Annotated in this window: 13 protein-coding genes and 2 pseudogenes; 11 read left to right on the top strand and 4 right to left on the bottom strand. The window is 71.4% G+C overall.

Annotated features, from left to right (window positions below):
- Positions 1–89 precede the first annotated feature (89 nt).
- From mtnA to AB0E02_RS36270, 7 genes and pseudogenes are all read left to right on the top strand, one after another.
- Positions 90–1262: an S-methyl-5-thioribose-1-phosphate isomerase gene (gene mtnA, locus AB0E02_RS36300; RefSeq protein WP_362148039.1), complete on the top strand. Its 1173-nt coding sequence runs from the start codon at positions 90–92 to the stop codon at positions 1260–1262.
- Complete coding sequence (gene mtrA / locus AB0E02_RS36295; RefSeq protein WP_030416996.1) at positions 1259–1936, top strand: two-component system response regulator MtrA; 678 nt, start codon at positions 1259–1261, stop codon at positions 1934–1936. Before mtnA ends, mtrA begins: the two co-directional genes overlap by 4 nt.
- A 64-nt stretch (positions 1937–2000) precedes the next feature.
- Positions 2001–4055 carry an MtrAB system histidine kinase MtrB gene (gene mtrB, locus AB0E02_RS36290; RefSeq protein ID WP_362148035.1) on the top strand — a complete coding sequence of 685 codons (2055 nt, stop codon included), beginning with the start codon at positions 2001–2003 and terminating at the stop codon, positions 4053–4055.
- 109 nt (positions 4056–4164) lie between these two features.
- The gene (locus AB0E02_RS36285; protein ID WP_362148055.1) at positions 4165–5964 is read left to right on the top strand and encodes an LpqB family beta-propeller domain-containing protein; all 1800 of its coding nucleotides are present in this window, start codon (positions 4165–4167) and stop codon (positions 5962–5964) included.
- Between the two features lie 141 nt (positions 5965–6105).
- Positions 6106–6852: pseudogene (locus tag AB0E02_RS36280) on the top strand (phosphoribosyltransferase family protein); the annotation flags it as partial.
- A gap of 698 nt (positions 6853–7550) precedes the next feature.
- The gene (gene raiA / locus AB0E02_RS36275; RefSeq protein WP_030416868.1) at positions 7551–8237 is read left to right on the top strand and encodes a ribosome-associated translation inhibitor RaiA; all 687 of its coding nucleotides are present in this window, start codon (positions 7551–7553) and stop codon (positions 8235–8237) included.
- A gap of 234 nt (positions 8238–8471) precedes the next feature.
- Positions 8472–9230, top strand: coding sequence for a response regulator transcription factor (locus tag AB0E02_RS36270; protein WP_030416867.1), 759 nt, complete (start codon positions 8472–8474; stop codon positions 9228–9230).
- A 35-nt stretch (positions 9231–9265) separates the two neighbouring features.
- Here AB0E02_RS36270 and AB0E02_RS36265 read toward each other — a convergent pair whose 3' ends face one another.
- Positions 9266–10492 carry a crosslink repair DNA glycosylase YcaQ family protein gene (locus AB0E02_RS36265; RefSeq protein ID WP_362148031.1) on the bottom strand — a complete coding sequence of 409 codons (1227 nt, stop codon included), beginning with the start codon at positions 10490–10492 and terminating at the stop codon, positions 9266–9268.
- A 74-nt stretch (positions 10493–10566) separates the two neighbouring features.
- Positions 10567–11235 (bottom strand): GNAT family N-acetyltransferase, encoded by a 669-nt coding sequence (locus AB0E02_RS36260; protein WP_362148028.1) that lies wholly within the window; start codon positions 11233–11235, stop codon positions 10567–10569.
- Between the two features lie 250 nt (positions 11236–11485).
- Here AB0E02_RS36260 and secA point away from each other — a divergent pair, with 250 nt between their 5' ends.
- The gene (gene secA, locus AB0E02_RS36255) at positions 11486–14305 is read left to right on the top strand and encodes a preprotein translocase subunit SecA (protein ID WP_362148025.1); all 2820 of its coding nucleotides are present in this window, start codon (positions 11486–11488) and stop codon (positions 14303–14305) included.
- Positions 14306–14409: 104 nt separating this feature from the next.
- On the opposite strand, the gene AB0E02_RS36250 is transcribed toward secA, so the two are convergent.
- Positions 14410–15105, bottom strand: a complete 696-nt coding sequence (locus tag AB0E02_RS36250) for an Rv3235 family protein (protein WP_362148022.1) — start codon at positions 15103–15105, stop codon at positions 14410–14412.
- 290 nt (positions 15106–15395) lie between these two features.
- Between AB0E02_RS36250 and AB0E02_RS36245 the strand changes: the two genes are divergently transcribed.
- The 3 genes from AB0E02_RS36245 (at position 15396) to AB0E02_RS36235 (ending at position 22127) form a co-directional block, all read left to right on the top strand.
- The gene (locus AB0E02_RS36245) at positions 15396–15902 is read left to right on the top strand and encodes a hypothetical protein (RefSeq protein ID WP_362148019.1); all 507 of its coding nucleotides are present in this window, start codon (positions 15396–15398) and stop codon (positions 15900–15902) included.
- Positions 15903–16049: 147 nt separating this feature from the next.
- On the top strand, positions 16050–16721 hold the full coding sequence (locus AB0E02_RS36240; protein ID WP_362148016.1) for an HAD family hydrolase: 672 nt from the start codon (positions 16050–16052) through the stop codon (positions 16719–16721).
- A 447-nt stretch (positions 16722–17168) separates the two neighbouring features.
- Positions 17169–22127, top strand: a complete 4959-nt coding sequence (locus AB0E02_RS36235) for an NAD-glutamate dehydrogenase (protein WP_362148013.1) — start codon at positions 17169–17171, stop codon at positions 22125–22127.
- Between the two features lie 82 nt (positions 22128–22209).
- Here the strand turns inward: AB0E02_RS36235 and AB0E02_RS36230 are convergent.
- A pseudogene (locus tag AB0E02_RS36230) lies at positions 22210–22392 on the bottom strand (ABC transporter ATP-binding protein); the annotation flags it as partial.

Raw genomic sequence — 22392 nt, 5'->3', positions numbered from 1 at the left:
ATCGTGTCATGGCGCCGCGCGTTGTGTACCCGGGCCCTGAGAGTGAGAGGACCTTCTGTTCGAGGGGCGGTCGGCGGCAGACTGAGGGGATGGCCGATCAGTACGAGGTATCCGAGGTGGGCGCCGGGACGCTTACCATCCCGTCGCTGCGCTGGGAGGAGCTGCCGGAGGGGCCCGTCCTGGTCCTCCTTGATCAGACCCGGCTGCCGGCGGAGGAGGTGGAACTGGTCTGTACGGACGTGCCGGCACTGGTCGAGGCGATCCGGTCGCTGGCCGTGCGGGGGGCGCCGCTGCTGGGGATCGCGGGCGCCTATGGCGTGGCGCTGGCCGCGGCGCGGGGCTTCGATGTGGAAGAAGCCGTCGAAGTGCTGGCGCAGGCCCGGCCGACCGCGGTCAACCTGGGCTACGGCGTGCGGCGGGCGGCGGATGCGTACCGGGCGGCGACGGCCGACGGCGTGGGACTGCCGGAGGCTGCGGCTGCTGCGCTGGCCGAGGCCCGGGCCGTGCACGCGGAGGACATCGCGGCCAGTGCGCGGATGGCGGAGCACGGTCTGGCGTTGCTGGGCGAGCTGCTGCCGGGCGGCGGTCATCGGATCCTCACGCACTGCAACACGGGCGCGCTGGTGTCCGGGGGCGAGGGCACCGCCCTGGCGGTGGCGCTGGCGGCGCACCGGGCCGGTGAGCTGCGCCGGCTGTGGGTGGACGAGACGCGGCCGCTGTTGCAGGGGGCGCGGCTGACCGCCTACGAGGCGGCGCGGGCCGGTATGGCGTACACGGTGCTGTCGGACGGGGCCGCCGGGTCGCTGTTCGCCGCTGGTGAGGTGGATGCGGTGCTGATAGGCGCCGACCGGATCGCGGCGGACGGCTCGGTCGCCAACAAGGTGGGCAGCTATCCGCTGGCGGTGCTGGCGCAGTACCACCGCGTTCCGTTCGTGGTGGTGGCGCCGACGAGCACGGTGGATCTGGAGACCGAGGAGGGTGCGGACATCGAGGTGGAGCAGCGGCCGGGGCAGGAAGTGACGGAGTTCTCGTTGCCCTCGGTGCAGGGTGCCGGGGCGGTCCCGGGGGCCGGTGTGCCGGTGGCGCCGTTGGGCGCGCAGGCCTACAACCCGGCCTTCGACGTGACTCCGCCGGCGCTGGTGACGGCGATCGTGACGGAGGCCGGAGTGATCTCCCCCGTCACCCGGGACCGGCTGGCGGAGGTGTGTTCCACGTCACGATGGAGTAAGTCACGATCAGGTAATGGGATGATGGCCGAATGAAGGGACGCGTCCTGGTCGTCGACGACGACACCGCACTGGCAGAGATGCTCGGCATCGTGCTGCGTGGCGAAGGCTTTGAACCGTCGTTCGTGTCGGACGGTGACAAGGCCCTTGCCGCCTTCCGTGAGACCAAGCCGGATCTCGTCCTGCTCGACCTGATGCTGCCCGGACGGGACGGCATCGAGGTGTGCCGGCTGATCCGGGCGGAGTCCGGGGTGCCGATCGTGATGCTCACCGCCAAGAGCGACACGGTCGATGTGGTGGTCGGGCTCGAGTCGGGCGCGGACGACTACATCGTCAAGCCGTTCAAGCCCAAGGAGCTGGTGGCCCGGATCCGGGCGCGGCTGCGGCGTTCGGAGGAGCCGGCGCCCGAGCAGCTGGCGATCGGTGACCTGGTCATCGATGTGGCGGGCCACTCGGTGAAGCGCGACGGGCAGTCGATCGCGCTGACCCCGCTGGAGTTCGATCTGCTGGTGGCGCTGGCGCGCAAGCCGTGGCAGGTGTTCACGCGTGAGGTGCTGCTGGAGCAGGTCTGGGGCTATCGGCACGCCGCGGACACCCGGCTGGTCAATGTCCATGTGCAGCGGTTGCGCTCGAAGGTCGAGCGGGATCCGGAGCGTCCGGAGATCGTGGTGACCGTGCGCGGGGTCGGCTACAAGGCCGGGCCCAGCTGAGATGATCCGGGACGGTTCGGCCCCGGAGGGAAAGCGGGGGCGCACCGTCGGCGCGACGGGTGATATGTCCTTTTCGGGAAGATTGGTTGCTCGGTTGCTGCGCGGTGGCCAGCTGCTGCCCGACGGCGCGGTGAGCGGCCCGGTCCACCCGTTGCTGCGGCTCTTCAGTCGCTGGGTGCGGCGGCCGCTGCTGCCCGCCCTGCGACTGTGGCGCCGCAACATCCAGTTGCGCGTCGTGGCGACCACCCTGCTCATGTCCCTCGCCGTCGTGCTGCTGCTCGGCGTCGTGGTCGTCGGCCAGGTCCGTAACGGCCTGCTCACGGCCAAGGCGCAGGCCGCGCAGAGCCAGGCCGTGGGCGGCTTCAGCGTCGCCCAGAAGATGGCTGACGGCGCCGACGACACCCGTACCGACGACACCGCCCGTACCGGCAACCGCGGCACCCAGGACTCCGCGACCTGGCTCACCGGCCTGGTCGAACAGCTCGCCAGCGGCGGCCAGGGCGTGTTCTCGGTGGTGGCGCTCAGCTCCGACTCCGACGAGCCGTTCGGCGATTCCAGCCCCGGCACCCGCGGGCCGCGCGCCTCGGGTGACGTCGATCCGGAGCGGAGCGTACCGGCCGAGCTGCGGCGGAAGCTGGACACCAAGTCCGGCACGTTCCGGCAGTACACCCAGATCAAGCGCATCGGGTCGGACGACGGCGTGCCGGCGCTGATCATCGGCAAGCGGCTCAATGACGTCAACAGCAACCAGTACCAGCTCTACTACCTCTTCCCGTTCAGCCAGGAAGAGGAGTCGCTCAAGCTGGTGACGGGCACGCTCGCGACGGCCGGCGTCTTCGTGGTGATCCTGCTCGGCGCGATCGCCTGGCTGGTGGTGCGGCAGGTCGTCACCCCCGTACGGATGGCCGCAGGCATCTCCGAGCGGCTGGCCGCCGGCCTCCTCCAGGAGCGGATGAAGGTCACCGGTGAGGACGACATCGCCCGGCTCGGCGAGTCCTTCAACAAGATGGCGCAGAACCTCCAGGTCAAGATCCAGCAGCTGGAGGAGCTGTCCCGGATGCAGCGCCGCTTCGTCTCCGACGTCTCGCACGAGCTGCGGACGCCGCTGACGACGGTGCGGATGGCGGCCGACGTCATCCACGACGCACGCGACGAGTTCGACCCCGCCACGGCACGCTCCGCCGAGCTGCTGTGGGGCCAGCTCGACCGCTTCGAGTCGCTGCTCGCCGAACTGCTGGAGATCAGCCGGTTCGACGCCGGCGCGGCCGCGCTGGAGGCCGAGCCGATAGACCTGCGCGACGTGGTGCACCGCGTCATCGAGGGCGCCGAACCGCTCGCCGAGCGCAAGGGCTCCCGCATCGTGGTGCGCGGCGCCGAGCAGCCGGTGATCGCCGAGGCCGACCCCCGCCGGGTGGAGCGGGTGCTGCGCAATCTCGTCGTCAATGCCGTCGAACACGGCGAGGGCCGCGACGTCGTCGTACGGCTGGCGTCCGCGGGCAGCCGCAGCGGCGGCGCGGTGGCCGTCGCGGTGCGCGACTACGGCGTCGGTCTCAAGCCCGGCGAGGCCACCCGCGTCTTCAACCGCTTCTGGCGCGCCGACCCGGCCCGGGCCCGCACCACGGGCGGCACCGGGCTCGGCCTGTCCATCGCCGTCGAGGACGCCCGGCTGCACGGCGGCTGGCTGCAGGCGTGGGGCGAGCCGGGCGGCGGCTCCCAGTTCCGGCTGACGCTGCCCCGTACGGCCGGTGAGCCGCTGCGCGGGTCCCCGATCCCCCTGGAGCCGGAGGACTCCCGGCGCAACCTCGCCGGCCGGGCCGGCGCCGGACCGACGGGTGCCGCGGCCGGCCAAAAGGCCTCCACGATCCCCGTCCAGGCACGCGCCACCCAGCCCGGCGGCACGGCATCGTTCGCCCCCGCGCCGTCGGCGGCCCGGCCGGCCGCCGATCCCACCGCGCTGCCCGGCGACGGGACCCGCGTGGTGCCGCAGGGCGGAGGCGCACGGAGCGAACGGGCGGCGTACGACGAGGGCGCGCACATCGACGAAACGGTCCCCCGGAGCGGGGCCGAGCAGGACACCGGACGGGGTGGGGAACGGGAAGGCGGACGGCGTGGACACTGAGCGCGTAAACGAGCGCGGGGTGGGGCCCACGTCCCGGAAGCGCACCCGTCGGCACCCCTCGAAGCCCACCCGTCGGCAGGCCCGTAGGCCGAGCAGGACGGCGCGGAAGCTGGCGCTGCTCGGGTGCGCGACGGTGCTGCTGGCCGGCTGTGCGTCCATGCCGGACAGCGGCGATGTCACGGCGGTCGACCAGTCGCCGCGTTCCGAAGGCGACTCACAGGTCCGGGTCTACGGCGTGCCCCCGCAGGACGGCGCCCAGCCCACCAACATCGTGCGCAGCTTCCTCGACGCGACGACCAGCGACGAGGCGGACTTCCGCACGGCCACCCAGTACCTGGCCAAGTCGGCGCGGCGTACCTGGCGACCGTTCCAGGTCACCAAGGTGCTCCAGGAACGGCCGAAACCCGAACCGAAGGTGCAGCCCAACCGCGAGGACGCGAACGGCTACTCGGTCACCCTGTCGGGCAGCCAGGTGGCGACGGTGGACGACAACCACGCGTACACCCCCGAGGAACGGCCGTACCGCCAGACGATCCACCTCATCAAGGAGGGGGGCCAGTGGCGGATCGACCGGCTGCCGGACGGAGTGGTGCTCGGGCTGTCCGACTTCCAGCGCATCTACCGCTCCGTCAACAAGTACTACTTCGCCTCCTACGAGTCGGAGTCGGAGGAACCGAAGGCCAGCCGGGACGTGCTCGTCGCCGATCCGGTCTACCTGCGCCAGCGGATAAAGCCGATCACGGCCAGTGTGCAGGCGCTGCTGTCCGGGCCCACCGACTGGCTGAACGAGGTGACGACCTCGGCGTTCCCGCCCGGCACCCGGCTCGCCGCGCACGACCTGGCGCTGGACGACTCCAACGGCCTGCGGGTCAAGCTCAGCAAGGAGGCGGTGAGCACCGACACCGCCCAGTGCAGGCGGATGGCGGCTCAGCTCTTCTTCACGGTCCAGGACATGACGCGCGCTTCGAAGATCAGCGAGGTCGAACTCCAGGACAACAACGGCAACTCGCTGTGCACGCTCTCCCAGGACCAGGCAGAACGCGACTTCGCGCCCGCACCGTTGACCGGGAGCTCCGCCAAGGAGTACTTCATCGACGCCGGCCACAAGGTGGTCGCCATGTCGGACTCGGCGACCGAACCGACGCCGGTGCGCGGTCCGTTCGGGACCGGCAGGACCCCGCTGCGCTCGGTGGCCATCTCACGCGGGGAGAACACCGCGGCGGGGGTGTCGGGCGACGGCCGGTACCTGTACGTGGCCGCCCTGGAGGACGGCATCGAGCGTGGCGCGCCACTGATGACGAGCACGGGCTCGGCCAAGAACCCCGACGAGGGGCTGACCGCGCCGAGCTGGGACGGCCTGGGAGACCTGTGGGTCGCCGACCGCGATGCGCACGGCTCCCGGCTGCTGCGGATGCGAGAGGGCAAGGGCGACCCGGAGCGGGTGGCGGTGCCCGGTCTCGGCGGACGGCGGATCAAGGCGATCAAGGTGGCCGCGGACGGGATCCGGATCGCGATGCTCGTCGAGGACAAGGGACGCACCACGCTGCAGCTCGGCCGGGTCGAACGCGGCGGCAGCTCGGCGCATCCCGTGCTGTCGGTGCAGGAACTGCGGCCGATCGCGCCGCAGTTGGAGGACGTGGTGGCCGCGTCCTGGGCCGGCGGCAGCCGGCTGGTGGTCGTCGGCCGGGAGTCCGGCGGGGTGCAGCAGATGCAGTTCATGGAGACCGACGGTTCGGCCTCCGACGCACAGACGCTGCCCGGCGTCAACGGCGTGAAGGCGGTGGCGGCCTCGGAGGACGAGACCCGGCCGCTGATCGCCGACGCCACGGAGGGCATCGTCCGGCTGCCTCCGGACGCGAACTGGAAGACCGTGGCGAAGGAAGGGACGGCACCCGTTTATCCCGGGTGACAGTGGGCGCGGTCGCGTCACCCGTCCTCGGTGACCGCCGGTGACCAGCGGCGTTCGTGCTGATCAGCTGCGGCCGGCGGCCGGCTCGTGGAGTTATCCACAGGGGTGGTGATCGCCGGTGGACCGCGGGACAGTGGATCCATGCAGGGGGTGTGGCGCGAACTGGCCGGCCTGGTGTTGCCGGTCGCCTGTGCGGGGTGTGGCCGACCGCGTACGGAGCTGTGCGGGCGGTGCCGTCGGGCGCTGGGAAGGGACGGCCGAGGGGCGCGGCAGGTGCGGCCGCGGCCGGTGCCACCGGGACTGCCCGGCGTGTGGGCGGGTGCGCCGTACGAAGACGAGGTGCGCGCGGTGCTGCTCGCGCACAAGGAGCGCGGTGCCCTGCGGCTGGCCGGGCCGCTGGGACGGGTGCTGGCCGGAGCGGTGCGCGGGCTGGGGCGCGGGGGCGAGCCGCTGCTGCTGGTGCCGGTGCCGTCGGCCCGCAGGTCCGTGGCGGGCCGGGGCCATGATCCGGTGCGCCGGATTGCCCTGGCGGCAGCCCGCGAGCTGCGCCGGCCGGGGGCGGCGACCGCTGCGGCGGCGGGGACGGGGGTGGGGGAGGGGGTGGGGCCCCCACCCGAGCGGACGGGCGCCCCACCCCCAGCAGCCCACGTCCTCCCCGCCCTCCGCCAGCTCCGCCCCGTGGCTGACCAGGCGGGGCTGAGTGCCCCGGAGCGGCTGGCGAATCTGGCCGGGGCCCTGGGGGTGCGGCGTGGGGCCGAGCGGCTGCTGAGAGGGCAGCCAGTGGTGCTGGTGGACGACCTGGTCACGACAGGGGCCACGCTGGCCGAGGCGGCCCGGGCGGTCACGGCGGCAGGTGGCCGGGTGATCGGCGCGGCGGTGGTGGCGGCGCCCACCAGCAGCTTCGGGCGTCCCGGCAGCAGCATCGCCGCCGGTCGCGGTCCCCGTACCGGTGGCCCCGGCACGGCCGGTCGCGGTCCCCGTACCGACGGCTCCGGCACGGCCGGCCGTGGCCCCCGTACCGGTGGCCCCGGCACGACCGCCGGCGGTCACGACACAGGCGGCAGCGGTTACAGCACAGGCGGCAGCGCACCCGGCAGCGGTTACAGCACAGGCGGCAGCGCACCCGGCAGCGGTTACAGCACGGGTGGTGCCGCAGCCGGCAGTGGTTACGGCACGGCCCGGAGGCGTGACGGCGCTCCTGTCGGCCGTTCCGGCCTCGCCGGGACCCGGCCGGGTACGGCCGACCACCGGGCGAATTCAACTCGCAAGTAGGAACTTCAACCGGCAAGTAGTTGAGGAGAAAAAATCACTCAAACGGAGCCGAGGGCTGCGAGGGGGTGCCGACAACAGCCCAGGAGAGCTATGTTCGGTTGTGAGGACTTGGCGGACGTTTTGCCTCGGATGTCGCGATGGATGCGTTCAGGGGCGCCGGCGGCGACCCTGAAAAAATGGGGGAGTGGAGATCGTGCCGTGTGGGGAGGAGGAGGTGAAAGTGCCAAGTCCGAGGCTTCGGCACCCACCGGAGCCTGGTGCAAGAAGGAATCGCCCCGCCTGCTGAGCGGTGCGATCCGGGAACGGAGTTCTGCGTGGACATCGTCGTCAAGGGCCGCAAGACCGAGGTGCCCGAGCGGTTCCGTAAGCACGTGGCCGAGAAGCTGAAGCTGGAGAAAGTCCAGAAGCTCGACGCCAAGGTGATCAGCCTGGACGTCGAGGTGTCCAAGGAGCACAACCCGCGGCAGGCCGACCGTTCCGACCGAGTGGAGATCACGCTTCGCTCCCGTGGCCCGGTGGTCCGGGCCGAGGCGGCCGCAGCCGATCCCTACGCCGCGCTGGACCTGGCAACCGCAAAGCTGGAGGCGCGCCTGCGCAAGCAGCACGACAAGCGCTTCTCGCGCCGCGGCAACGGGCGCATTCCGGCGAGTGAGGTCGCCGTCAGCGTCCCCGGCGTCGCGAGCCTGAACACCAACGGCGAACTCGCCACCGAAGCCGAAGAGTCGGTGCCGACCACGAGGATGGGATCGATCGACGTCCAGGGTGAAGGACCCCTGATCGTCCGCGAGAAGACCCACTCGGCCGCACCGATGTCGCTCGACCAGGCGCTCAACGAGATGGAATTGGTCGGACACGACTTCTATCTCTTCGTCGACGCCGACACCAAGCTGCCGAGTGTCGTCTACCGGCGGCACGCATACGACTATGGCGTCATCCACTTGAACCCCGATTCGTTCGGGGAGGAGGAGCCCGGCGGCGCAGGCGGCGCGCTGGGCGGCTGAACCCCACTCGCTCGGTGCCCCCGGCGTACGCCCGGGGGCACCATCGTGCCCGGAGATGGCAGGAGTTGAAGCCGTATAGTGTTTGTGCCAGCCAGGCAGTATGTGGGCACCAAACGGCGACATGCCGGGGAGACGGTCGTATGGCGTTGATCGGGCTGGCCGCAGGGGGCTGTTGTCAACCAGCCTTATTTCCAAGCTCTGGCCTTCCGGCCGAGTAGTTGACGGGGAGGATCCATGGGGGAAAGTTTCGGGCCCGTGCGCGGGGACGCGGACGACGACAGCGGAGTCGGGGGCGACGACGGCGCAGGCCGGCCCGTGAGCGTGCCGCGCAAGGAGCCGATCAGGGTCCTGGTGGTGGACGATCACGCGCTCTTCCGGCGGGGCCTGGAGATCGTGCTGGCCCAGGAAGAGGACATCCAGGTCGTCGGCGAGGCGGGGGACGGCGCGGAGGCGGTCGACAAGGCCGCCGATCTGCTGCCGGACATCGTGCTGATGGACGTACGGATGCCCAAGCGTGGCGGTATCGAGGCGTGTACCTCCATCAAGGAGGTGGCCCCCAGCGCGAAGATCATCATGCTCACGATCAGTGACGAAGAGGCCGATCTCTACGACGCGATCAAGGCCGGCGCCACCGGCTACCTCCTCAAGGAGATCTCCACCGACGAGGTGGCGACCGCGATCCGCGCCGTCGCGGACGGCCAGTCGCAGATCAGCCCGTCGATGGCGTCGAAGCTCCTGACGGAGTTCAAGTCGATGATCCAGCGGACGGACGAGCGCCGGCTGGTGCCCGCGCCCCGGCTCACCGACCGTGAGCTGGAGGTCCTCAAGCTGGTGGCCACGGGCATGAACAACCGTGACATCGCCAAGGAACTCTTCATCTCCGAGAACACCGTGAAGAACCACGTCCGCAACATCCTGGAGAAGCTGCAGCTGCACTCCCGGATGGAGGCGGTGGTCTACGCGATGCGGGAGAAGATCCTCGAGATCCGCTGACCGGGTCCGCCGACCGCGAGCCTTACCCGCCCCCGCTACGCGCCCCCACGGGTGAGCTCGGTGCGCAGGGCGGCGGCCAGCTGGGGGTCGTCGCAGCGGTCGACGCGTACGGCGTCGCAGCCGACCCAGGTCGCGGCCTCCCGCAGGGCCCGGGCCATGGGGGCGACGGCCTTGCGGTCGCGCAGGGAGACCTGGCGGGCGACGAGGATGGTGCCCTCGCGGGCCGGGTCGACGCGGCCGACCAGCTGCCCGCCGGCCAGCAGGGGCATCGCGAAATAGCCGTGTATGCGCTGCGGGCGGGGGACGTACGCCTCCAGGCGGTGGGTGAAGCCGAAGATCCGCTCCGTGCGCGGCCGGTCCCAGATCAGGGAGTCGAACGGGGAGAGCAGGGTCGTACGGTGCCGGCCGCGCGGTGCGGTGGCGAGGGCGGCGGGATCGGCCCAGGCGGGCTTGGTCCAGCCTTCGACCTCCACCGGGACCAGCCCGGAGTCGGCGATCACCGCGTCGACCTGCTCGCCCTTCAGCCGGTGGTAGTCCGCCAGATCGGCGCGGGTGGCCACGCCCAGTGCCGTACCGGCCTGGGCGACCAGGCGGCGGAGGCATTCGGCGTCGTCGAGGTCGTCGTGCAGCAGCTCGGTGGGGACGGCGCGCTCGGCGAGGTCGTAGACGCGCTTCCAGGCCCGCCGCTCGGTGCAGACCACGTCGCCGGTGTCCAGCAGCCACTCGACGGCGATCTTGGTCTCGGACCAGTCCCACCACTCCCCGCCGTTGCGGCCGCCGCCCAGTTCGGACGTGGTCAGCGGGCCGTCGGCGGCGAGCCGGTCCAGTACGGCGGCGCAGGACCGCTCGGAGTCCTTCATGACGTGCCAGCGGTGGCCCTTGGCGCGCCGGGCGCGGCGGCGGAAGGCGAAGTGCGGCCACTCCTCGATGGGCAGGATGCAGGCGGCGTGCGACCAGTATTCGAAGCTGTGGGGGCGGGCCGCGGGCGTGCCCCCGTCGGCGGTGCTCCAGTAGGCGGCCTCGACGGCGGGGCGGCCGACGGCGCCGAGCCGGGCGTACGGCACGAGCTCGTGCGAGCGGGCCAGCACGGAGATCGTGTCGAGCTGCACCGCGCCCAGGTGGCGCAGCACACCGCGGACGCCCGCCCGGCGGTCCGGGGCGCCCAGGAGGCCCTGTGCCCGCAGGGCCAGGCGGCGGGCGTCGTCGCGGGAGAGGGCGGTCACGGGCTTCGGCCGGTGCGGTGACTGTGTGGCGGCGGTCATGTTCGCACAGCGTAGGGGCGGGCACTGACAACGCCCGGGCGAAGCCTGTGACCTGCGGAGATACGGCGGATCGCTCAGCGCGGGCAGGGCAGGTACGGCGTCGTGCGCGCCACCGGACGGCCTTGTTCGGCGGTGCCCGCGGCTTCGGCCCCGTCGGCCGTGTCCGCGTTTCCGGCCAGGTCGTCCGTGTCCCCCGCCAGGTCGTAGGGGAGCAGGGAGCCGATCCATACGTCCCGGCGGGTGCCCTCGTGCACCAGCTTGGCGCGGAGGGTGCCCTCCATGTGGAAGCCCAGTTTGCGGGCGACGGCGCGGGAGCCCTCGTTGCCGGCCTCCGCGAGCCACTCCATGCGCTCCACGCCCAGCTCGCCGAAGGCCCAGCGCAGCACCGCGCGGGCGGCCTCGACGGTGTAGCCGCGGCCGCGGTGTTCCTTGGCGGTCCAGTAGCCCAGCTCGGCCTGGCGTTCGGGGGCGCGCAACTGGGTGAGGCGGACCAGGCCCATCGAGCCGATCAGGGAGCCGTCGGCCCGGGAGACCACGGCGAAGGTGTAGGCGGTGTCGTCCCGCCAGCCCTCGGGGACGGCCGTCCCGACGAACTGCTCCGCGTCCCGGAGGCCGTAGGGTGAGGGCACGGCCGTCCAGCGCGGGATGTCGGGATCCTGGCAGGCGGCGTACACCGCGGGCGCGTCCGACGGCTCGAAGGGGCGCAGCACCAGACGCTCGGTCGTGAGGGTGACGGGCTTCATGATCTGAGTCTGCAAGGTTGGGCAAGGCGCCGCGAGCGGTTTTCGCGTGATTCGGGGCACCTGCCCGGCACCTTCTCCGGGGCTCGTGCGTTCACGTGAGGAGGGGAAGGCGGGGTTCGCTGCGGCGGACCTCCCGGCCCGGCGGCGTCCTCCCTTACGATGGCCGTTGCGGCGGGGCCTGCCCCCTTGGAAAAATGCCGCGCCCGCGCACTCGACCGTGCAGGCCCGACCGGCAAGGAGACCAGCCCAAGTGTCCGTCTTGACGAAGATCATGCGTGCAGGCGAAGGAAAGATCCTGCGCAAACTGCACCGCATCGCGGGCCAGGTCAACTCCATCGAGGAGGACTTCGCGGCCCTCTCCGACGCCGAGCTGCGGGCGCTCACGGACGAGTACAAGGAGCGGTACGCCGACGGCGAGAGCCTGGACGACCTGCTCCCCGAGGCGTTCGCCACGGTCCGTGAGGCCGCCAAGCGCGTCCTCGGCCAGCGGCACTACGACGTCCAGCTGATGGGCGGCGCGGCCCTTCACCTGGGATACGTCGCCGAGATGAAGACCGGTGAGGGCAAGACCCTGGTCGGTACCCTCCCGGCGTATCTGAACGCGCTGTCCGGCAAGGGCGTCCACCTGATCACGGTCAACGACTACCTGGCCGAGCGTGACTCCGAGATGATGGGCCGGGTCCACAAGTTCCTGGGCCTGCAGGTCGGTTGCATCCTCGCCGACATGACGCCGGCCCAGCGCCGCGAGCAGTACAGCTGCGACATCACCTACGGCACGAACAACGAGTTCGGCTTCGACTACCTCCGCGACAACATGGCCTGGTCGCAGGACGAACTCGTCCAGCGCGGCCACAACTTCGCGATCGTCGACGAGGTCGACTCGATCCTCGTCGACGAGGCCCGTACGCCGCTGATCATCTCCGGCCCGGCGGACTCGGCCACCAAGTGGTACGGCGACTTCGCCAAGTTGGTGCAGCGCCTCAAGCGCGGCGAGGCGGCCAACCCGCAGCGCGGCGTCGAGGAGACCGGTGACTACGACGTCGACGAGAAGAAGCGGACCGTCGGCATCCACGAGTCCGGCGTCAGCAAGGTCGAGGACTGGCTGGGCATCGACAACCTCTACGAGTCGGTCAACACCCCGCTCGTCGGTTACCTCAACAACGCCATCAAGGCCAAGGAGCTCTTCAAGAACGACAAGGACTACGTCGTCATCGACGGCGAAGTCATGATCGTCGACGAGCACACCGGCCGTATCCTCGCCGGCCGCCGCTACAACGAGGGCATGCACCAGGCCATCGAGGCGAAGGAGGGCGTGGAGATCAAGGACGAGAACCAGACGCTCGCCACGATCACCCTGCAGAACTTCTTCCGCCTCTACGACAAGCTCTCCGGCATGACCGGTACGGCCATGACCGAGGCCGCCGAGTTCCACCAGATCTACAAGCTCGGCGTCGTCCCGATCCCGACGAACCGGCCGATGATCCGCAAGGACCAGGCGGACCTGATCTACCGCACCGAGCCCGCGAAGTTCGACGCGGTCGTCGAGGACATCGTCGAGAAGCACGGCAAGGGCCAGCCGATCCTGGTCGGCACGACGTCCGTGGAGAAGTCCGAGTACCTCTCCCAGCAGCTCAACAAGCGCGGTGTGCCGCACGAGGTCCTCAACGCCAAGCAGCACGACCGGGAGGCGTCGATCGTCGCCCAGGCCGGCCGCAAGGGCGCCGTCACGGTCGCCACGAACATGGCCGGCCGCGGTACGGACATCAAGCTCGGCGGCAACCCCGACACCCTCGCCGAGGCGGAGCTGCGCCAGATGGGGCTCGACCCGGTCGAGCACGTCGAGGAGTGGGCGGCCGCGCTGCCCGCCGCCCTGGAGCGCGCCGAGGCCGCGGTCAAGGCGGAGTTCGAGGAGGTCAAGGAGCTCGGCGGGCTGTACGTGCTCGGCACCGAGCGGCACGAGTCGCGCCGGATCGACAACCAGCTGCGCGGCCGCTCCGGCCGTCAGGGCGACCCGGGCGAGTCGCGGTTCTACCTCTCCCTCGGTGACGACCTGATGCGGCTGTTCAAGGCCCAGATGGTCGAGCGGGTCATGGCGATGGCCAACGTCCCCGACGACGTCCCGATCGAGAACAAGATGGTGACCCGGGCGATCGCCTCTGCCCAGTCGCAGGTCGAGCAGCAGAACTTCGAGACCCGCAAGAACGTCCTGAAGTACGACGAGGTGCTCAACCGTCAGCGCGAGGTCATCTACGGCGAGCGCCGCCGGGTCCTGGAGGGCGAGGACCTGCAGGACCAGATCAAGCACTTCATGGACGACACCATCGACGCCTACATCCAGGCGGAGACCGTCGAGGGCTTCGCGGAGGAGTGGGACCTGGACCGTCTGTGGGGCGCGTTCAAGCAGCTCTACCCGGTGAAGGTGACCGTCGAGGAGCTGGAGGAGGAGGCCGGCGACCGTGCGGGCCTGACCGCCGAGTTCATCGCCGACGCCGTCAAGGACGACATCCACGAGCAGTACGCCGCCCGTGAGGAGCAGCTCGGCTCGGAGATCATGCGCGAGCTGGAGCGCCGGGTCGTGCTGTCGGTCCTGGACCGCAAGTGGCGTGAGCACCTCTACGAGATGGACTACCTCCAGGAGGGCATCGGCCTGCGGGCGATGGCCCAGAAGGACCCGCTGGTCGAGTACCAGCGCGAGGGCTTCGACATGTTCACCGCCATGATGGAGGGCATCAAGGAGGAGTCCGTCGGCTACCTGTTCAACCTGGAGGTCCAGGTGGAGCAGCAGGTCGAGGAGGTCCCGGTGGAGGAGGCCGCGGAGCTGCCCGCGCAGGAGGCGGTGCCCGCCGGTGCGGGGCGTCCCGAGATCCACGCCAAGGGGCTGGAGGCGCCGCAGCGCCCGGACCGGCTGCACTTCACCGCCCCCAAGGTGGACGGCGACGGCAGCGTCATCGAGGGCGACTTCATCAGCGACGAGGAGCCGGGTGGGCCGGCCCGTTCCGAGGCGGACGGGCTGACCCGCGCGGAGCGGCGCAAGGCCCAGAAGAGCGGCGGCCGACGCCGCAAGAAGTGAGTACGGGACGGTGACCGGGGCCGGGCGGAGCACGCCCGGCCCGGACCGTGCGGGGCGCCTCGGCCGGAGACCGGCCGGGGCGCTTTCGTCTGCGGACGGCCGGGTCATGACGCCGGGCCCGGGAGGGCGGGGGCGGGGCCGATGTCGAGGGCGGCGCAGCGCCAGCGGGAGTCGGCGCCCAGCTCCAGCCGGAAGGCCAGGGCGCGCAGCCGCTCGCCGGTGGTGATCCGGGCGAACGCCTCGATGACGCCGCGCCGCGGCCGGCACAGCCCGCACTCGCTGACCGTCGGCAGGGGCCCGCGCCGCCCGGGCCCCAGGACGGGCCGCAGCGGCGCCTGCGGGGCGAGCTCCGCCAGCCGGTCGTAGGCGGCGGGCAGCGCATGCCCCAGCAGGGCGTGGACGGGCCGCTGGCCGCTGAGGGTGAGCACCAGTTGGTGGGCGAACCAGAGGTGCGGCCGGCTCTCCTGTGCCCGGCGCTGGGCCCCGACGGTGGGGAGCGGGACGGTACGGGCCGGCCCGCGGCCGGCGGGGACGGGGCCGCGGCGCGTCGTGCCGGGGCGGCGCCCGCGTGTCCCGGGGCCGCTGCCGGCCGGGCCGAGCGGGCCGCGGCCCGCGGGGTTCGACCGTCGGGGGCGGGGGACGGTCGGCCCGCTGTCACGACCGCCGGCCGGTGCGATGCCCGGTGGTGGCGGGGGTGTGTCTCCCGCCGCGCCGTTTCCGTCGGCCCCGCTCCCGCCCTCGGGCAGGATGTCGTCCCTCGTCACCAAGTCGTCTCCGGTCACGGTGTCGTCCCCGGTCACGGCGTTTCCCCCTTCGTTCCCCGCCCGATTACTGGGCGGTAGCTTTTCGTTGGGGATCTTCGTATCGGCGGGGGCGGAGCGGCGGCAAGGCGCGGGAACCGGGCCGGGGCGGGGGGTGCGGGATTCACTCTTCCGTGGCGCGGGCCCGGCACAGAGCCTTCGTGGGCCGCTCCCGGAGGGGGCCGGGCCGGGCCGGGGAGCGGCCGGGCGGGCGGCACGATGGGGGACTCCCGCCCGTATGCTGGCGGGACAGTCCCCCACACCGAGCGAAACGAGCGGAAGCGGCTGCCATGCGCGTCTATGTCCCCCTGACCCTCTCCGGTCTCGCAGAGGCGCACAAGAACGGGGAGTTGGGCCCCGGCCCGCTGGCCGCGTTCGCCGTCACGCCGGCGCTGCGCGAGTGGTACGTCTCGGACGACATCGAGGAGCTGGAGTACGCGGCGCTGAACCGCGCGGCCCAGGCGTCGCTGCGTCAGCTCGCCGGAAACCCGCAGGCCCCGCGGCGGCGGGTCGTGGTGGCCGTGGACGTGCCGGACGGCGCAGCGGTGCCGGACCCGGACCGCGGGCTCGACCCGTCGGCGCTCGGCGAGGTGCGGGTCCCCGGGCCGGTGCCGCTGTCGAAGGCCGCTGCCGTGCACGTCGACGCCGCGGACGCCGAGACGGACGTGGCGGCCGCCGCGGCGGCGCTGGGTGCGGCGGACCAGGGCGACGACGACGCGCAGTTCACGGTGGACGGCGCCGAGGACCATGACCTGATGTGGTTCGGGGTGCAGGAGATCTCCGAGCTGATCGCCTGAGGCGAGATCGCGGCAGGAGCGGGCCGGGCCGGCACGGCCGTCACGGGCGTCCGGGGCGCGTTGTCAGTGGGCCCGGGTACTTTTTCTTCAGGGGAGGTGCACGGACCGCACGGGAGGTCCGGGCACAGGAAACGACCTGGGGAAAGCATGGGGAAGTACGCGACACACATCGTCTGGGACTGGAACGGCACGCTGTTCCACGACATCGACGCCGTCATCGGGGCGACCAACTCCGCCTTCGCCGAGATCGGTCTGGAGCCGATCACGCTGGAGTTGTACCGCGAGCTGTACTGCGTCCCCGTGCCGCGCTTCTACGAGCGGCTGATGGGGCGGCTGCCGACGGAGGCCGAGTGGCTGGTGATGGACGAGACGTTCCACCGGCACTACTCCGAGCACCGGCTGGCGTGCGGGCTCGCGGAGGGCGTGGACCTGCTGCTGGAGGCGTGGCAGACGGCCGGCGGCAGCCAGTCGATCCTCAGCATGTTCGGGCACGAGGAGCTGATACCCCTGGTCCGGGGCTTCGGGATCGAGTCGCGGTTCGTGCTGGTCGAGGGCAGGACCGGGCCGTCCGGCGGCACCAAGGCGGCGCAGATGGTGCGCCACCTGGCGGCGCTCACGGAGGTGGACCCGGGCCGTACGGTCGTGATCGGTGACGCGGTGGACGATGCGGTGGCCGCGCGGGAGGCGGGCGCCTCGGCGGTGCTCTACACGGGCGGCTCGCACAGCCGCGCCAGCCTGGAGACCGCCGCGGTGCCGGGAGTCCCGGTGGTCGATACCCTCGCCGAGGCCGTGGAGCTCGCGGGCGCCATGGTGGCGTAGGGGGCACCTCCCGGGGGCTCCGGTGCCGGGGACTTCGCGGTCCGGCGGGAGACGCCGCCTGGGCAGGGCGCTTTTCGGCCACGCATGCTCCGGCCCGGCAGTACGTTGTCCAGAAGGGCCAAGTTCGGGCAGAGGTTTTGTACTCCCACGGCCCATGACGGCACCCGTACCGGGAGCGATAGCCTTGCACCGTGATCAGCGCGATAACCCGCGGGGGCACCGAGGCCCCTGCCGTGCGCCCGGGACACTTCCGTGACCGGGCGGTCGCTGGTCGTTGCGGCCGACACTTGCTGCCGACTTCGTCCGAGAATGTCGACAACGGCACGGCCCCCCCTCATCGCGGTACATCGCCGGCAGTGACAGGACACCCCGCGTCACGGCGTTGTGCGGCTTCCACACAGTTCTTCCACAACGTCACGCAACGGCGCGCGACAGGAGCCAGAGGACATGCAGACCAAGCTGGACGAAGCCAAAACCGAGCTGCTCGCCAGGGCCGCCCGGGTCGTTGAGAGCAGCCCGGCCGGGGGCAAGCACCCGGTACGGGGGATCGACCCGGACACCCTTGCGGGATACCTCCAGCGGTACTACCTGCACACCGCCCCCGAGGACCTGATCGACCGCGACCCGGTCGACGTCTTCGGCGCCGCGCTCTCGCACTACCGCCTTGCGCAGACGCGCCCCCAGGGCACCGCCAACGTCCGGGTGCACACCCCGACCGTCGAGGAGAACGGCTGGACCTGCAGCCACTCCGTCGTCGAGGTCGTCACCGACGACATGCCGTTCCTGGTCGACTCGGTCACCAACGAGCTCTCCCGGCAGGGCCGCGGCATCCACGTCGTCATCCACCCGCAGGTCACCGTCCGCCGCGACGTCGCCGGCGAGCTCATCGAGCTGCTCGACACCAACGGCGACGCCCACGGCAACGGCAAGGCCAAGGCCGCCGAGCTGCCGCACGACGCGGTGACCGAGTCCTGGATCCACGTCGAGATCGACCGGGAGACCGACCGCGAGGACCTGACGCAGATCACCGCCGATCTGCTGCGGGTGCTGTCCGACGTCCGCGAGTGCGTCGAGGACTGGGAGAAGATGCGCGCCGGCGCGCTGCGCATCGCCGACCAGCTGCCCACCGAGCCGCTCGCCGACGACCTGCGCGAGCTGGAGGTGGAGGAGGCCCAGGAGCTGCTGCGGTGGCTGTCCGACGACCACTTCACCTTCCTCGGCTACCGCGAGTACGAGCTGGGCTCCGCGCCCGGTGAGGGCGGCATCCAGGAGGACGTGCTGACCGCGGTGCCCGGTACCGGCCTGGGCATCCTGCGCGCCGACCCGCCGCACCGCGAGAGCGACGCCGGCCACCCGGTCTCGCCGTCCTTCAACCGGCTGCCCGCGGACGCCCGCGCCAAGGCCCGCGAGCACAAGCTGCTGATCCTGACCAAGGCCAACAGCCGCGCCACCGTCCACCGCCCGTCCTACCTCGACTACGTCGGCGTCAAGAAGTTCGACGAGCAGGGCAACGTCATCGGTGAGCGGCGCTTCCTGGGCCTGTTCTCCTCGGCCGCGTACACCGAATCGGTGCGCCGGGTGCCGGTCATCCGCCGCAAGGTCGCCGAGGTCTTGGCCGGCGCGGGCTTCAGCCCGGACAGCCACGACGGCCGCGACCTGCTGCAGATCCTGGAGACCTACCCCCGCGACGAGCTGTTCCAGACGCCCGTCGACGAGCTGCGGTCCATCGCCACCAGCGTGCTGTACCTCCAGGAGCGGCGCCGGCTGCGGCTCTTCCTGCGCCAGGACGAGTACGGCCGCTACTACTCCGCGCTGGTCTACCTCCCGCGCGACCGCTACACCACCGCCGTCCGGCTGCGCCTGATCGAGATCCTCAAGGAGGAACTGGGCGGCACCAGCGTCGACTTCACGGCCTGGAACACCGAGTCCGTGCTGTCCCGGCTGCACTTCGTCATCCGCGTCCCGGCCGGCTCCACCCTCCCCGACCTCACCGACGCCGACGCCGACCGCATCGAGAACCGCCTGGTGGAGGCCGCCCGCTCGTGGTCCGACGGGTTCGGCGAGGCCCTGACCGCCGAGGTCGGCGAGGAGCGCGCCGCCGAGCTGCAGCGCCGCTACAGCCACGCCTTCCCCGAGGGCTACAAGGCCGACAACAGCCCGCGCAGCGCGGTCGCCGACCTGACCCACCTGGAGAAGCTCACCGAGGAGCCCGGCGAGGACTTCTCCGTCAGCCTCTACGAGCCGGTCGGCGCCGGCCCCGGCGAGCGCCGCTTCAAGATCTACCGCAGGGGCGAGCAGGTCTCGCTGTCGCGGGTGCTTCCCGGTCTGAACCGCCTGGGCGTCGAGGTCGTCGACGAGCGCCCGCACGAGCTGCGCCTGGCCGACGGCAGCCGCGCCTGGATCTACGACTTCGGCCTGCGGATGCCGGAGCACATCAAGGGCGACGACGCCCGCGAGCGCTTCCAGGACGCCTTCACCGCGGTGTGGACCGGCGCCGCCGAGAGCGACAACTTCAACAAGCTGGTGCTCCGGGCCGGCCTCAACTGGCGCCAGGCCATGGTGCTGCGGGCCTACGCCAAGTACCTGCGGCAGGCGGGCTCCACGTTCAGCCAGACGTACATGGAGGACACCCTCGCCAACAACGTCCACACCACCCGGCTGCTGGTCTCGCTGTTCGAGGCGCGGATGTCCCCGGAGCGGCAGAGCGCCGGCCGGGAGCTGACCGACGGGCTGCTGGAGGAGCTGGACGGCGCCCTGGACCAGGTCGCGTCCCTGGACGAGGACCGCATCCTGCGGGCCTTCCTGACCGTCATCAAGGCGACCCTGCGCACGAACCACTACCAGAAGAACCGCCAGGGCGAGCCGCACGGCTACCTGTCGATGAAGCTGGACCCGCAGGCCATCCCCGACCTGCCGGCGCCCCGCCCGGCGTACGAGATCTGGGTGTACTCCCCCCGCGTCGAGGGCGTCCACCTCCGCTTCGGCAAGGTCGCGCGCGGTGGTCTGCGCTGGTCGGACCGCCGGGAGGACTTCCGTACGGAGATCCTCGGCCTGGTCAAGGCGCAGATGGTCAAGAACACCGTCATCGTGCCGGTCGGCGCGAAGGGCGGCTTCGTCGGCAAGCAGCTGCCGGACCCGGCGCAGGACCGGGACGCCTGGCTGGCCGAGGGCATCGCCAGCTACCGGACCTTCATCTCCGGCCTGCTGGACATCACCGACAACCTGGTCGGCGGCGAGGTCGTCCACCCCAAGGACGTGGTCCGGCACGACGAGGACGACACGTACCTGGTCGTCGCCGCCGACAAGGGCACCGCGACGTTCTCCGACATCGCCAACGAGGTCGCCGAGTCCTACGGCTTCTGGCTCGGGGACGCCTTCGCCTCCGGCGGCAGCGCCGGCTACGACCACAAGGGCATGGGCATCACCGCCCGCGGCGCCTGGGAGTCGGTCAAGCGGCACTTCCGCGAGCTGGGCGTGAACACCCAGACCGAGGACTTCACCGTCGTCGGCGTCGGCGACATGTCCGGTGACGTCTTCGGCAACGGCATGCTGCTCAGCGAGCACATCCGGCTGGTCGCCGCCTTCGACCACCGGCACATCTTCCTCGACCCCAACCCGGACGCGGCCACCTCGTACGCCGAGCGCCGCCGGCTCTTCGAGCTGCCCCGCTCGTCGTGGGCGGACTACAACACCGAGCTGCTCTCGCAGGGCGGCGGCATCCACCCGCGCTCGGCCAAGTCCATCCCGATCAACGCGCAGGTGCGGGCCGCCCTCGGCATCGAGGCCGGCGTGAAGAAGATGACCCCGGCCGATCTGATGCGGGCCATCCTCAAGGCGCCGGTCGACCTGCTGTGGAACGGCGGCATCGGCACGTACGTGAAGTCCTCGGTGGAGTCGCACGCCGACGTGGGCGACAAGTCCAACGACGCCATCCGCGTCAACGGCGAGGACCTGCGGGTCAAGGTCGTCGGCGAGGGCGGCAACCTGGGTCTGACCCAGCTGGGCCGGATCGAGTTCGCCACGGCCGGCGGGAAGATGAACACCGACGCGATCGACAACAGCGCCGGTGTGGACACCTCGGACCACGAGGTCAACATCAAGATCCTGCTCAACGCCGTCGTGACCGAGGGCGACATGACGGTCAAGCAGCGCAACAAGCTGCTGGCCGAGATGACCGACGAGGTCGGCGCGCTGGTGCTGCGCAACAACTACGCGCAGAACACCGCCCTGGCCCTGGCCATCGCCCAGTCGTCGAGCATGCTCCACGCCCAGCAGCGGTTCATGCGCCGCCTGGTGCGGGACGGCCACCTCGACCGGGCGCTGGAGTTCCTGCCCACCGACCGGCAGATCCGCGAGCGGCTGACCGCCGGCCGCGGCCTGACCCAGCCCGAGACCGCGGTGCTGCTGGCCTACACCAAGATCACCGTCGCCGACGCGCTGATCAAGACCGGGCTGCCGGACGACCCGTACCTCCAGCGGCTGCTGCACGCCTACTTCCCCTCGGCGCTGTACGAGCGGTTCCCCGAGCAGGTCGACGGGCACGCACTGAGCCGCGAGATCGTCACGACGGTGCTGGTCAACGACACCGTCAACACCGGCGGTACGAGCTTCCTGCACCGGATGCGGGAGGAGACCGGCGCCTCCCTCGAAGAGGTCGTCCGGGCGCACACCGCGGCCCGCGCGATCTTCCGGCTCAACCAGGTCTGGGACGACGTCGAGGCGCTCGACAATGTCGTCGCGGCCGACGTCCAGACCCGGATCCGGCTGCACTCCCGCCGGCTGGTCGAGCGCGGCACCCGCTGGCTGCTCAACAACCGCCCGCAGCCGCTGGCGCTGTCGGAGACCATCGACTTCTTCTCCGAGCGGGTCGGGGAGGTCTGGACGCAGCTGCCGAAGCTGCTCCAGGGCAGCGACCTGGAGTGGTTCGAGACGATCCTGGAGGAGCTGACCGGCGCGGGCGTGCCCGAGCAGCTGGCCGTCCAGGTGTCCGGCTTCTCCTCGGTCTTCCCGGCGCTGGACATCGTCGCGGTCGCCGACCGGATCGGCAAGGAGCCGCTGGAGGTCGCCGAGGTCTACTACGACCTGGGGGACCGGCTGCGGATCAACCAGCTCCTCGACCGGATCCTGGAGCTGCCGCGCAACGACCGCTGGCAGTCGATGGCCCGCGCCTCGATCCGCGAGGACCTCTTCGCGGCGCACGCGGCGCTGACCGCGGACGTGCTGTCGGTGGGCAACGGCTCCTCGACGCCGGAGCAGCGGTTCAAGGCGTGGGAGCAGGCCAACGCGGCGATCCTGAGCCGTGCCCGGGCGACGCTGGAGGAGATCCACGGCTCGGAGGGCTTCGACCTGGCGAACCTCTCCGTCGCCATGCGGACCATGCGCACCCTGCTGCGTACGCACAGCTGAGCCGCCCGGTAGAAACGGTGCGGACGGCGACGGCCCCGGAGCGCAAGGCTCCGGGGCCGTTCCCGTTGCGGCGCCGCGCGGGCTACTTGCCGGTCTCCTTCTCGTAGGCCTTGATGACCTCGTCGGTGGGGCCGTCCATCAGCAGTTCGCCGCGTTCCAGCCACAGCACGCGGTCGCAGGTGTCGCGGATGGACTTGTTGTTGTGGCTGACCAGGAAGACCGTGCCGGCCTCCTTGCGCAGCTCGCGGATGCGGGCCTCGGAGCG

The sequence above is a fragment of the Streptomyces sp. NPDC048196 genome, from assembly GCF_040652715.1.
Taxonomy (GTDB): Bacteria; Actinomycetota; Actinomycetes; order Streptomycetales; family Streptomycetaceae; genus Streptomyces; species Streptomyces siderophoricus.
Note: the sequence above shows the minus strand (reverse complement) of the source record. Positions and strands in the feature narration are given on the sequence as shown.

Coding starts and splice junctions, on each gene's coding strand:
- AB0E02_RS36245 (WP_362148019.1), top strand. CDS start 15,396: ATGCGCGTCTATGTCCCCCTGACCCTCTCCGGTCTCGCAGAGGCGCAC.
- AB0E02_RS36265 (WP_362148031.1), bottom strand. CDS start 10,492: ATGACCGCCGCCACACAGTCACCGCACCGGCCGAAGCCCGTGACCGCC.
- AB0E02_RS36235 (WP_362148013.1), top strand. CDS start 17,169: ATGCAGACCAAGCTGGACGAAGCCAAAACCGAGCTGCTCGCCAGGGCC.
- AB0E02_RS36270 (WP_030416867.1), top strand. CDS start 8,472: ATGGGGGAAAGTTTCGGGCCCGTGCGCGGGGACGCGGACGACGACAGC.
- mtrB (WP_362148035.1), top strand. CDS start 2,001: ATGTCCTTTTCGGGAAGATTGGTTGCTCGGTTGCTGCGCGGTGGCCAG.
- AB0E02_RS36240 (WP_362148016.1), top strand. CDS start 16,050: ATGGGGAAGTACGCGACACACATCGTCTGGGACTGGAACGGCACGCTG.
- AB0E02_RS36260 (WP_362148028.1), bottom strand. CDS start 11,235: ATGAAGCCCGTCACCCTCACGACCGAGCGTCTGGTGCTGCGCCCCTTC.
- mtnA (WP_362148039.1), top strand. CDS start 90: ATGGCCGATCAGTACGAGGTATCCGAGGTGGGCGCCGGGACGCTTACC.
- mtrA (WP_030416996.1), top strand. CDS start 1,259: ATGAAGGGACGCGTCCTGGTCGTCGACGACGACACCGCACTGGCAGAG.